Source organism: Kitasatospora sp. NPDC052896 (assembly GCF_044547075.1).
In the GTDB taxonomy this organism is placed as follows: Bacteria; Actinomycetota; Actinomycetes; order Streptomycetales; family Streptomycetaceae; genus Kitasatospora.
This window is the reverse complement of sequence record NZ_JBITZU010000005.1, coordinates 75,898-88,351: the sequence shown is the minus strand read 5'-3', so window position 1 is coordinate 88,351 and position 12,454 is coordinate 75,898. Positions and strand designations below refer to the sequence as shown.

Sequence of the window (12,454 nt, the reverse complement as noted above, 5' to 3'; positions counted from 1 at the left end):
TGCCACGCCCGCGGCGGCCCGCGGGCCGGACCTGGCGGAAGCGGAATTCGGCCCACCCGTACGATGTGCTCTGTTCCAGCCGCCTGATCATTCGGGGCCATTGTGGCAAGGCGGCACAGATTCGGACATGACGGGGAATCACATGGCAGGGGATCAGCCGAACCCGAGCCCGGGCGGCACGCCGCAGGACGCGACGCCGGGTCAACAGGGCGGAGCAGCGGCAGAACAGCGACCCGGGGTGGACCCGGCGGCGCTCGCGGACCAGGCGACCCAGCTCGCCGGCGCGCCGATCCCCGCCCAGGCCGCGGGCCCGGTGCCACCGCCGCCCGCCGCGCCGCCGACCGCGCCGCCCGCCGGCGCACCCGCCCCGCCCCCGGGCGCCCCGGCCGACGTCAGCTACCAGCCGACCGCCCCCGCCTTCCCCGCCCAGGCCCCACCGCCGGCGGGCGGCTACGGCGCACCGGTCGGCCCGTACGACCCGCAGGCCGGCTCGGCGTACGCCTACCCGCAGGCCGCCCCGGCCCCGGCGCCCGGCCCGTACGGCCCGCCGCAGCCCGGCTACCCGCAGCCCGACCAGGGGGGCTACGCCTACCCCGGTCCCCCGCAGCCCGACCAGGGCGGCTACGCCTACCCGGGTCCCCCGCCACAGCAGGGCGGCTACGCCTACCCCGGCCCGCCGATGCCGGCGCCGGCGCCGGCCAAGCAGCGCAACCCGGTGCTGGTCTTCGGCGCGGTGGCCGGTTCGGTCCTGGTGGTCGGCATCGTCATCGGCCTGGTGGTGCTCTTCGGCGGCGGCAAGAGCAGCGGCAACACCGCCGCCGGCGGGGGCGGGAACAACCCGCCCGCCGCCCAGGCCGGGAAGTTCAGCGCCACCTGGACCGCGCCCAAGTCCGACGACGACGGCTCCGACTCGCAGACCCTCGGCACCTGGACCACCGACAAGCTGCTGGTCCGCGGCGACGCCACCGGGCTGACCGCCTACGACCTGAGTGACGGCAAGGTGGCCTGGACGCTGGCCGTGCCGCCGAACGCCAAGGCGTTCTGCAGCATGTCGGCCACCGTCAACAAGAACATGATCGGCGGCGTCTCCTTCAACCTCGGCGACGACGACTGCGCCGCGGTCGGCGCGGTCGACGCCACCAGCGGCAAGCTGCTCTTCAAGGTCGGCCAGTCGATCCCGAACAACACCAGCTTCAACACCCAGGTCACCGTCACCGACACCACCCTGGCCGCCGCCAGCGGCGCGATCCAGGAGGGCTTCAGCCTGACCGACGGCTCGACCGTCTGGCAGTGGAAGGACCGCGGCCAGTTCTGCAACGACTCCGCCGACACCGCCGGCGGCGTCCTGGTGGTCAGCGACTACTGCGCGGACGCCACCCCCAGCCAGGTGCTGAGCGTGCTGGACGCCAACACCGGCAAGGTCGAGACCAACTTCAACCTGAACACCCAGGGCGAGCGGATCGGCGCCATCATCTCGGTCAAGCCGCTGGTGCTGCAGATCTCCAACGGCGGCGACAACGACTTCGTGGTCGGCCTGGACGGCGCCAACAACGCGATGGCCCAGATCCCGCTGAAGGTCACCGGCCAGGACACCCTGCAACTGACCGACGCCAACGCCGGTCTGAGCCACGACATCGTGCTCGGCAACACGCTCTACGTCGAGGTGGGGGAGAGCAGCAAGACCGCGGTCCGGGCGATCGATCTGGTCTCCGGCCGGACCCTGTGGACCGTGGACGGCGGCACCGACGAGGGCCTGCGGCTGGCCGCCTCCGCCACCAGTGACGGCAAGCCGCTGGCGATCGCGATGCAGGGCTACGGCAAGGCCTCGCAGCTGGTCAGCCTCTCCCCCGTGGACGGCTCGGTGACCACCATCGCGCCCTTCGCCAACACCCAGGACAGCTCGCTGCCGTTCCAGGACGCCCAGGTGCTGGTGCCCTCCACCGGCCAGGTGATCACCGTCCCGCAGTCCCCGATGGACAACAGCGCGCAGCTCTACACCAAGGGCTGAGCCGACCCGGCGGGAAGGGCGGGCCGTCCACCGACGGCCCGCCCTTCGTCGTACCCGGACCGCCCGCTCCCCGGGGGCCCGAGGGCGACGTGGGAGGATGCCGGGCAGACAAGCCTGACGAAGGAGTCCTGCGAGTGCCTGGCACCAACCTGACCCGTGAGGAGGCCCGCACCCGGGCCGAGCTCCTCCATGTCGACGCGTACGACATCGAGCTGGATCTGAGTACGGCCCGTGACGGCGGCACGTTCCGGTCCACCACCGTGGTCCGCTTCACCGCCTCCCGTCCCGGCGCCTCCACCTTCATCGACCTGGTGGCCCCGACCGTCCACGAGATCGTCCTGAACGGCGAGCGGGTGGACGTCTCGGCGTTCGCCGACAGCCGGATCGCCCTGACCGGCCTGGCGGCCGAGAACGAGCTGCGGGTCGTCGCCGACTGCGCCTACACCAACACCGGCGAGGGCCTGCACCGCTTCGTCGACCCGGTGGACGGCGAGACCTACCTGTACAGCCAGTTCGAGGTTCCGGACGCCCGGCGGGTGTTCGCCTCCTTCGAGCAGCCCGACCTGAAGGCCGCCTTCAGCTTCACCGTCACCGCCCCGCGCGGCTGGGTCGTGGTCTCCAACTCCCCCACCCCGCAGCCGGTCGGCGAGGGCGGGACGCAGGTCTGGCGGTTCGCCCCGACCGGCCGGATCTCCACCTACATCACCGCGCTGGTCGCCGGCCCGTACGTCGGCGTCTTCGACGAGTACGTCGCCGGCTCGCAGCGGGTTCCGCTCGGCATCTACTGCCGGCCCTCGCTGCGGGAGTTCCTGGACGCCGAGGCGGTCTTCGACGTCACCAAGCAGGGATTCGCGTACTTCCAGGAGAAGTTCGACTACGCGTACCCGTTCGAGAAGTACGACCAGCTCTTCGTCCCGGAGTTCAACGCCGGCGCGATGGAGAACGCGGGCGCGGTGACCCTGCGCGACCAGTACATCTTCCGCTCGAAGGTGACCGACGCCTCCTACGAGATGCGCGCCACCACGATCCTGCACGAGCTGGCCCACATGTGGTTCGGCGACCTGGTCACCATGGAGTGGTGGAACGACCTCTGGCTCAACGAGTCGTTCGCCACCTACGCCGAGATGGTCGCCCTGGTCGAGCCGGCCGGCACCAAGTGGCCCAACGGCTGGACGACTTTCGCCAACCAGATGAAGACCTGGGCCTACCGGCAGGACCAACTGCCCTCCACCCACCCGATCATGGCCGAGATCAACGATCTCGAGGACGTCATGGTCAACTTCGACGGCATCACCTACGCCAAGGGCGCCTCGGTGCTCAAGCAGCTGGTGGCGTACGTCGGTCAGGACGCCTTCTTCGCCGGCCTGCGCGCGTACTTCAAGCGGCACGCCTGGGGCAACACCACGCTGCCCGACCTGCTCGGCGCGCTGGAGGAGACCAGCGGGCGCGACCTGAAGACCTGGTCCCGCAAGTGGCTGGAGACGGCCGGCATCAACGTGCTGCGCCCGGAGATCGAGCTGGACGCCGCCGGCGCGATCGCCTCCTTCGCGGTCCGCCAGGAGGCCCCCGCGCTGCCCGCCGGCGCGAAGGGCGAGGCCGCCCTGCGTCCGCACCGGATCGCCATCGGCTGCTACGAGTTGACGGACGGCAAGCTGGTCCGCACCGAGCGGATCGAGCTGGACGTGGACGGCGAGCGCACCGCCGTGCCGCAGCTGACCGGCCGTCGGCTGCCCGCCGTGGTGCTGCTCAACGACGACGACCTGTCGTACGCCAAGCTGCGGCTGGACGACGCCTCGCTGGCCACCGTCACCGCGCACCTGGGCGACTTCGCCGAGCCGCTGCCGCGCGCGCTGGTCTGGGCCGCCGCCTGGGACATGACCCGGGACGGCGAGCTGGCCGCCCGCGACTACCTCGCGCTGGCCGTCGCCGGGCTGCCCGAGGAGAGCGACATCGGCGTGGTCCAGTCGGTGCAGCGCCAGGTGCAGAGCGCGCTGGACTCGTACGCCGACCCGGCCTGGCGCCCGCAGGGGCTGGCCCGCTGGGCCGCCGCCTGCGAGGAGCAGCTGCGCGCCGCCACCCCGGGCAGCGACCACCAGCTGGCCTGGGCCCGGGCGTTGGCCGCGGTCGCGCACCAGGCACCGCAGCTGGACCTGATCGCCGGCCTGCTGGACGGCTCGGTCGAGGTTCCCGGTCTGGCCGTGGACACCGAGCTGCGCTGGACCCTGCTGGTCAGCCTGGTCGCCGCCGGCCGGGCGGACGAGGCCGCGATCGACGCCGAGTTGGCCCGTGACAACACCGCGGCCGGCCAGGAGCACGCCGCCAGCTGCCGGGCCGCCCGGCCGACCGTGGCCGCCAAGGCCGACGCCTGGGCCTCGGTGGTGGAGTCGGAGGAGCTGACCAACTACCTCCAGGACGCGGTGATCGGCGGGTTCAACCGGTCCGACCAGCGCGAGCTGCTCGCGCCGTACGTGGCGAAGTACTTCGCCGCGATCAAGGGCGTCTGGGAGTCGCGCAGCCACGAGATCGCCTCGCAGATCATCACCGGGCTGTACCCGGCCACCCAGGTCGAGCAGGCCACCCTGGACGCCACCGACGCCTGGCTGGCCTCGGCCGAGCCGGTGCCCGCGCTGCGCCGGCTGGTCGTCGAGTCCCGGGCCGGCGTCGAGCGGGCGCTGAACGCCCGGGCCGTCGACCGCGCCGCGGGCGAGCGCTGAGCCCTGCCCTGGGCCACCCCCCTCCGAGGGGGGTGGCTCAGGGCAGGGTGACGGTGACCGTGGTGCCGCCGGCCTGCGGGCTGGTGAGGGTGACCGTGCCGCCGTGCGCGGTCACCACGGCGTGCACGATGGCCAGCCCGAGGCCGGTGCCGCCGGTGCTGCGGGTGCGTGACTGGTCGGCGCGGACGAAGCGTTCGAAGACCAGCGGGACCAGCTCGGGCGGGACCCCGGGGCCGTCGTCGCTGACGGTCAGGGTGCCCTCGGCCAGCCGCAGGGTGACCGTGCTGCCCGCCGGGGTGTGCCGGTGGGCGTTGCCGAGCAGGTTGGAGACCACCTGGCGCAGCCGGTCCTCGTCGCCGCTGACCAGCACCGGCTCCGTCGGCAGGTCGAGCCGCCAGTGGTGGCCGGGCGCGGCGGCGCGGGCGTCCGCGGTGCCGTCCAGGGCCAGCCGGGTGAGGTCCACCTCGCCGCGGGCGAGCGGCCGGCCGGCGTCCAGTCGGGCGAGCAGCAGCAGGTCCTCGACGATGGTGCCCATCCGGCGGGACTCCGCCTCGATCCGCTCCAGCGAGTGCCGGACCGGCTCCTGCACCGGCCCCGGGTGGCGCAGCGCCAGCTCGGCGTGGCCGCGCACGGCCGCCAGCGGGGTGCGCAGCTCGTGGCCGGCGTCGGCGGCGAACGAGCGCAGCCGGTCCTCCACCGCGTGCCGCTGGGCGAGCGCGTCGGCCACGTGGCCGAGCATCCGGTTGAGCGCCAGCCCGACCCGGCCGGTCTCGGTGGTCGGGTCGGCGTCCGGCACCCGTTCGGAGAGCTCCACCTCACCCCGCGCCAGCGGCAGCGCGCCGACCCGCTCGGCGGTGTCGGCGATCCGGTCCAGCGGGCGCAGCGAGACCCGCACCCAGAACGCGGCGGCCAGCCCGGCGGCGGCGCCGGCCACCGCGAAGACGGTCAGTTCGAGCACCAGCACCTGGTGTTCGGTACCGCTGACCTGGCTCATCGGCAGGCCGGTGACCAGCACGTCACCGTCCTCGCCGGCCACCGCGCGGACCCGGTAGTCGCCGAGCCCCGCCAGGTGGACGGTGCCGGCCGGGCCGCCGACCGGGAGCGCGGCCAGCCGCTGCTGGTCGGCCGGGGTGAGCCGGACCAGGTCGTCGGTGTCGGGCGAGGCGCTCCCGGCCGCCACCGCGTCGTCGTCCGCGTCCCCGTCCACCACGCCGGCCTGGGTCACCGTGCCGTGCAGCAGCCGGGCGCCGAAGGTGCCCGGGGCCTGCGCCCGGGTGTCGCTGCGCGGCCGGCCCGTCCGGCCGCTGTGCTCCAGGCTGGCCGCGTACCGGCCGCCGGTGTCGGTGAGCTGCTGGTCGAGCCGGGCCACCAGGAAGGTCTGCAGCGAGACCGCGACCGCCACGCCGACCGCGGCGAAGGTCAGCAGCAGCAGGACGAGCAGGCCCGCGATCAGCCGGCCGCGCAGTGTCCGGGGCACCGGACGCGGCCTCGGGAACCTCGGGGAGCGGGACGTCACGTGGTGGGCGCCTTGATCAGGTAGCCCGCGCCGCGGACGGTGTGGATCATCGGAGTGCGGCCGGCGTCGATCTTCTTGCGCAGGTAGCTGATGTAGAGCTCCACCACGTGCGCCTGGCCGCCGAAGTCGTACGACCAGACCGCGTCCAGGATCTGCGCCTTGCTGAGCACCTGGCGCGGATGGCTCAGCAGGTGGCGCAGCAGGGCGAACTCGGTCGGGCTCAGCTCGATCACGTCACCGCCCCGGGTGACCTCCCGGGTCTGCTCGACCAGCACCAGGTCGCCCAGCACCAGCGCGCCCTCCGGCGGCGGCAGGATCCGCCGCCCGGTGGCCGCGTCCGCCCGGCGCAGCAGGCCGCGCAGCCGGACCACCACCTCCGCCAGGCTGAACGGCTTGGTCACGTAGTCGTCGCCGCCGGCGGCGATCCCGGCGATCCGGTCCTCCACCGCGTCCTTGGCGGTCAGGAAGAGCACCCGGACCTCGGGGCGCTCGGCGTGGATCCGGGCCAGCACCGCCATGCCGTCCAGGTCGGGGAGCATCATGTCGAGGATCACCGCGTCCGGCGCCCAGGTCGAGGCGGCGCGGACCGCCTCGCCGCCGGTCGCGGCGCCGCGGGCCTCCCAGCCCTCGTAGCGCAGCGCGCCGCAGAGCACCTCGACCAGGTCGGGCTCGTCGTCGACGACCAGGATGCGGCGGGCGGTCAGGAGGTCCCCGGTCATGAGGTCCCTTCGGGGGGGTGGGCGAGCGGGTGCGGCGTCCGTCCATTCTGCCGGTGGCGATGAGAAAGCGGTGAGATCCGCGAGCGCCGGTGGGGACCTCCGCCGGCGGAAAAGCCCGGAAATCCGGGCTTCCGGGCCGGTCACGGACCCACTGTTCAGAGCGAACTGAGAGCTTGCGGTGTCAGGGTGGCAGCGCAGCCGCAGTCCGCGCGTCACCCGGCAGCTCCGTCACCGTCACGAGGAGGTCACCCTGAGCACCGCCACCCAGCACCCACACCGGTCCCCCGGCGGCCGCCGCAGGCAGGGGCAGCCGACCGTGATGCGCGCCCGCGGCGTGAGCCCCACCGAGCTGCTGCCCGACCCGGTGTCGCTGCTGGTCCTGCTCGCGATCGGCGCCGGTGCCCTCGGCGTGCTCGCCCTCTGGTGGCGGGACACCTTCGCGGTCACCGGCGCCGACGAGTGGCTGACCAACGCCGGCCGGATCACCGGCCTGCTGGCCGGGTACGCGGCGCCCGTGCTGCTCCTGCTGATGGCCCGGATCCCGCTGCTGGAGCACGAGGTCGGCGCGGACCGGCTGGCCCGCTGGCACGCGATCGGCGGGCGCTACCTGGTCGGCCTGGTCAGCGCGCACGTGCTGACGATCATCTGGGGCTACGCGCTGACCGCGCACGAGAACGTGGTCGGCGAGGGCGTCCAGATGGTCTTCCACTTCCCCGACATGATCAAGGCCTCGCTGGCCACCCTGCTGATGTTCGCCACCGGGGCCTTCTCGGCCCGGGCGGCCCGCCGCAGGCTGAGCTACGAGACCTGGTACTACCTGCACCTGGGCACCTACCTGGCGATCGCGCTCGGGTTCGGGCACCAGCTCAGCAACGGCGCCGACCTCGGTGAGGGGCCCGGGAAGCTCGGCTGGTACGCGCTCTACGCCGGCTCGTTCGGGCTGCTCGGGTGGTACCGGCTGGCCGTGCCGTTCCTGCGCGACCGGCGGCACCGGCTGCGGGTCGCCGAGGTGCGTCCGGAGGGGCCCGGGGTGGTGTCGGTCTTCCTGACCGGTGACCGGCTGGACGAACTGCGCTGCGAGCCCGGCCAGTTCTTCCGGCTGCGGTTCCTGACCCGGGAGCTGCGCTGGGCGGAGAACCCCTACTCGCTCTCCGCACCACCGCACCCGCGCTTCCTGCGGTTCACCGTCAAGGACCTCGGCGGGCACAGCGCGGCGATCGCCGGGCTGCGGCCGGGCGTGCGGGTGTGCGCGGAGGGCCCGTACGGCGCGTTCACGGCGCGGCGGCGCAAGGCGCGGCGGGTACTGCTGATCGCGGCGGGGGTCGGGATCACCCCGATCCGGACGCTCTTCGAGACGCTGCCGGCCGGACCGGGCGAACTCACCCTGCTCTACCGGGCGCGCGACGAGCGGGACCTGCTCTTCCGGGCCGAGCTGGAGGAGGTGGCGGTCAGGCGCCGGGCCCACCTGCGCTACCTGGTCGGGCCGCGCGCCGAGATCGGTGATCCGCTCACCGCGGAGGCGCTGGGCCGGCTGGTGCCCGGGCTGGCCTCGCACGAGGTGTTCCTGTGCGGCCCGGAGGGGCTGGCGGCGGCCACCGTCGCCGAGCTGCGGGCGGCGGGGGTGCCGGCGCAACGGATCCATCATGAGTCGTTCGCGTTCTGAGCCCGCCCGCCCAGCTGCCCGCCCGTCCGTCCCGTCCGTCCACCCGAACCGTCCGTCCGCCGAATCCGAGGGAGTGCCCACCCGATGCGTCGAACCGTTGTCACCTGCACCGCCACCGCGGCGGGCGTCATCCTGCTGCTCTCGCTCAAGCCGCACGGCTCGGGGACGGCGGCCAACAGCCTGCCGGTGATCTCCTCGAACACGGCCGGGCCGGGTGGGTCGGGGGCTTCGGGCACGCCGTCCGGGACACCGTCGAGCACGGCCTCCGGCCAGGCGGCGGCCGGGTCGCGGGTGGTGACCGGGAGCGCGGTCGACACCCGGTACGGGCCGGTGCAGGTCCGGGTCACCCTCACCGGCGACCGGCTGAGCCAGGTGGACGTGGTCCAGTACCCCTCGGAGAGCAACCGCGACTCGGAGATCAACAGCTACGCGCTGCCGCAGCTCAACCAGGAGGCGATCGCCGCCCAGAGCGCGCAGGTGGACAGCGTCTCCGGCGCCACCTACACCAGCGAGGGCTACCAGCGCTCGTTGCAGAGCGCGCTGGACCAGGCGGGGCACTGATGCTCCGGCACGTCGAGCACGCCATGGGGACGGTCTTCTCGTTCGCGGTGCGCGGCGCGACCGCCGACGACCGGCCGGCGCTCTCCCCCGCACTGGCCGAACTGCACCGGCTGGACGCGCTGTTCTCCACCTACCGGCCGGAGAGCGAGATCAGCCGGCTGCGTCGCGGCGAACTCACCCCGGCCGCCTGCGACCCGCTGGTCACCGAGGCGCTGGCGCAGTGCGCGACGATCGGCGCGCAGACGGGGGGATGGTTCTCCGCCGAGTACGCGGCCCGGGCGGGCGACACAGGGCTCGACCCGACCGGGTGGGTCAAGGGCTGGGCGGTGGAACGGGCCTCCCGGCTGCTGACCGCGGCCGGCTACCCGCACCACAGCATCACCGGCGGGGGCGACGTGCAGACCTCCGGCGAGGCGGCCCCCGGCCGGCCGTGGCGGATCGGCATCGCCGACCCGGCCCGGCCGGGGCACCTGGTCGGCGTGCTGGCCGGCCGCGACCTCGCCGTCGCCACCTCGGGCACCGCGGAGCGCGGGGCGCACATCCTCGACCCGCACACCGGCCGGCCGGCGCTGGAGTTGCTCTCGCTCACCCTGGTCGGCCGGGGCCTGGCCCGGACCGACGCCTGTGCCACCGCCGCCTTCGCCATGGGTCCGCTGCGCGCCATGCGCTGGACGCAGTCGCAGCCGGACCTGGAGGCCCTGGCGATCCTCCCGGACGGCCGCCGGCTGGGGACGGCGGGCTTCGGCCGCCACCTGCTCCCGACCGGGGCCGCCTGACGCACGGCCGGAGGTTCCCGGGGGCGTCGAGGACGCCCGGCAGTGGACGCCGGGTGGTGGACGCCCGCCTCCGGCGCGGTGGCCGACTCCCGGCGGGGTCGGACGGCTCGGGAGCAGCGCGGAACCAGCCTCCTGGCAGCGAGATCCGGACGCCTCCGGCGAACGTCGCCGGCCCCGCGGCGCGCGCGGTTAGCGTCGGTCTGCCGCCGCCAGCCAGCAGTACCGGCAGAAGGAGCCCGATGCACCGCAGTCCCGGCCGCCCCGATCCGCTGCCCGAGGAGAACGAGGAGCTGTCCCGCTGGACCTTCGGCGAACCGGCCGCCTTCCTGGTCGGCCCGCCGGCGCGGTGGCGGCGCTCCGTGGAGTCCGGCAGCACGGACGGGCACCCGTGGTCGCTGGAGGTCCACTACCACGCCGAGCGGCGGCGGGTGCTGAGCGTGCGGACGATCCGCGAGCTGCCGGCCTCGGTCCGGCGCCGGCCGTTGGACGACCTCGCCTCTCCGCTGCTGAGCTTCCGGCTGCACCGGGCCGCGGCGGATCGGGCGGCCACCGGCGTCCGCGAGCTGCTCACCCGGGCCGGCCGCGGGATCGCCCAACTGCCCGAGCGGGAGGCCGCGCTGACGGTGGACGGCATCGAGGTCCGGGCCCGGATGATCGAGGCGTCGGACAGTTACGCGATCCGCGCCCGGCTCGCCACCCTGACGGTCGTGCTCTGCGCGGAGCACGACCTGGGCGTACCACCGGCGGTGACGCTGGTCCCGCCCCCGGTGCGGCGGCCGACGGAGGCCGAGCACTGACGAACCGGGCACTGACGGGTTCGGCGGGCTGACGGGTTCGGCGCCCGTCGGCGCACGGTTGACCGCCCGTCACCGACCGCGGTTGACCGGCGACGGCAGCGGTCAGCCGTCGAGCCGGTCCAGGTAGTCGGTCACCGCGCCGGGGTGGTGCGGTGCCGAGGCGGTGAGCCCGAGGTGGCCGTCCGGGCGCACCAGCACCAGGGTGCCCTCCCGCGCCGCGTAGGCCGACCGGGCCAGCCCCCGCTCGTCGCGCCACCGCGCCACGCCGTCGGGCAGGCCGTGCGGCGAGCCGTCCAGCAGGCAGGCCCGGACGCTCGCACCGTGCGCGGCGACGGCCTCCCGCAGCACGCCGGCCGTGGTGTCGCCGAAGCCCAGCAGGGTGAAGTGCGGCCCGGCGAAGAACTCGAACAGCCGGACCGGTGCGCCGGTGGCGGCGTCCCGGCAGGGCGCGTCCGGGGCCCGGTCACCGGCCCGCAACAGCCCGCCGTCCCGGTCACCGCCCCGGTCGTCCAGCTCCCGGGCGAGCCGGCTCCAGCGGTAGCCGACCCCGAGGGTGCTGGTCTCCGGCGTCGACACCGTGTCCAGGCCACCGCCAGGCCGCCGCATCGCCGCCAGCACCGCGTCCAGCCGCGCCGAGCTGAGGTCGAGCGTCCAGGCGGCCACCGGCAGCCGCTCCTCCTGGTAGCTGTCCAGCAGCACGGACCCGGCCGGGCCACCCGCCACCCGGGCGAGCTTCCAACCCAGGTTGGCGGCGTCCTGGATGCCGGTGTTCATGCCCAGGCCGCCCGCGACGGGCTGGACGTGCGCCGCGTCGCCGGCCAGCAGCACCCGGCCGACCCGGTAGCGGTCGACCATCCGGACGTTGACCCGGTAGGTGGAGAGCAGGGCGGCCCCGGTCAGCCGCAGGCCCGGCCGCCGGGCGTGCCGGTCGAGCAGCCGCTGGAAGCTGTCCAGGGACGGCGGGACCGGGCCGCCCGCGGCGTCCCGCTCGGGACCGGCCTGGAACCACCACCCGGCGCGGGTGCCCGGGATCGGACAGAGCATCACCCCGCCGTCCAGGTCGATCCACTGGTGCCAGTAGCCACGGTCCAGCCCGGTCAGTTCGACGTCTCCGCAGACCATCACCCGGTCCTCGGAGGTCCGGCCGGCGAACCGCAGGCCCAACAACGTGCGGACCGTGCTGTGCCCGCCGTCGCAGCCCACCAGGTAGCCGGCCGCGATCTGCCGCCCGTCCGCGAGCCCGGCCCGCACACCGGTCTCGTCCTGGCTCAACTCCACCAGCTCGGAGTCGAGTTCGACCCGTACACCGAGCCCGGCCAGGCGGTCCCGGAGGATCTCCTCCAGCCGCCACTGCGGCAGCGTCCAGGGCCGGGCGTACGGAACGTCCGGGGTCGGGCCGGCCGCCGCGAGCGGGTCGGCGTCCGCGATCCTCACGCCGTCCCGGTACTTCCGCATCGGCACCGGCGGCGCGCCGGACGCCAGCACCTCCTCGATCACCCCGAGGTCGGCGAGCACCTCCAGGCTCCGCTGGTTCGGCCCCTTGGCGCGCGAGCCGCGCGGATACCGCGCCGCCCGCTCGAGCACCCGGACGGCGACGCCCCGGCGGGCGAGGTCGCAGGCCAGGGTCAGGCCGGTCGGGCCGGCTCCCACGATCAGTACGGCGGTCATCCGGGTTCCTCCTCGATGTCCGGTGCTCGACC

General features: G+C 74.6%; 9 protein-coding genes. 6 read left to right on the top strand and 3 right to left on the bottom strand.

Annotation, left to right across the window (positions count from 1 at the left end):
- Nucleotides 1–142 precede the first annotated feature (142 nt).
- Together ACIGXM_RS13095 and pepN are read left to right on the top strand one after the other, a co-directional pair.
- Nucleotides 143–2,008 (top strand): PQQ-binding-like beta-propeller repeat protein, encoded by a 1,866-nt coding sequence (locus ACIGXM_RS13095; protein ID WP_396560054.1) that lies wholly within the window; start codon nt 143–145, stop codon nt 2,006–2,008.
- 134 nt (nt 2,009–2,142) lie between these two features.
- Nucleotides 2,143–4,722, top strand: coding sequence for an aminopeptidase N (gene pepN, locus ACIGXM_RS13090; protein WP_396560052.1), 2,580 nt, complete (start codon nt 2,143–2,145; stop codon nt 4,720–4,722).
- 37 nt (nt 4,723–4,759) lie between these two features.
- Here the strand turns inward: pepN and ACIGXM_RS13085 are convergent, their stop codons facing one another.
- Nucleotides 4,760–6,199, bottom strand: a complete 1,440-nt coding sequence (locus ACIGXM_RS13085) for a sensor histidine kinase (RefSeq protein ID WP_396560050.1) — start codon at nt 6,197–6,199, stop codon at nt 4,760–4,762.
- A gap of 35 nt (nt 6,200–6,234) precedes the next feature.
- Nucleotides 6,235–6,957 carry a response regulator transcription factor gene (locus tag ACIGXM_RS13080; protein ID WP_396560048.1) on the bottom strand — a complete coding sequence of 241 codons (723 nt, stop codon included), beginning with the start codon at nt 6,955–6,957 and terminating at the stop codon, nt 6,235–6,237.
- Nucleotides 6,958–7,276: 319 nt separating this feature from the next.
- On the opposite strand from ACIGXM_RS13080, the gene ACIGXM_RS13075 reads away from it, so the two are divergent.
- From ACIGXM_RS13075 to ACIGXM_RS13060, 4 genes are all read left to right on the top strand, one after another.
- The gene (locus ACIGXM_RS13075; protein WP_396560686.1) at nt 7,277–8,620 is read left to right on the top strand and encodes a ferric reductase-like transmembrane domain-containing protein; all 1,344 of its coding nucleotides are present in this window, start codon (nt 7,277–7,279) and stop codon (nt 8,618–8,620) included.
- Between the two features lie 84 nt (nt 8,621–8,704).
- Nucleotides 8,705–9,181, top strand: coding sequence for an FMN-binding protein (locus ACIGXM_RS13070; protein WP_396560046.1), 477 nt, complete (start codon nt 8,705–8,707; stop codon nt 9,179–9,181).
- Nucleotides 9,181–9,957: an FAD:protein FMN transferase gene (locus tag ACIGXM_RS13065; RefSeq protein WP_396560044.1), complete on the top strand. Its 777-nt coding sequence runs from the start codon at nt 9,181–9,183 to the stop codon at nt 9,955–9,957. Before ACIGXM_RS13070 ends, ACIGXM_RS13065 begins: the two co-directional genes overlap by 1 nt.
- Nucleotides 9,958–10,196: 239 nt before the next feature.
- Nucleotides 10,197–10,754, top strand: a complete 558-nt coding sequence (locus ACIGXM_RS13060; protein WP_396560042.1) for a hypothetical protein — start codon at nt 10,197–10,199, stop codon at nt 10,752–10,754.
- Between the two features lie 102 nt (nt 10,755–10,856).
- Here the strand turns inward: ACIGXM_RS13060 and ACIGXM_RS13055 are convergent, their stop codons facing one another.
- Complete coding sequence (locus tag ACIGXM_RS13055; RefSeq protein WP_396560040.1) at nt 10,857–12,422, bottom strand: FAD-dependent monooxygenase; 1,566 nt, start codon at nt 12,420–12,422, stop codon at nt 10,857–10,859.
- Between the last annotated feature and the right edge of the window lie 32 nt (nt 12,423–12,454).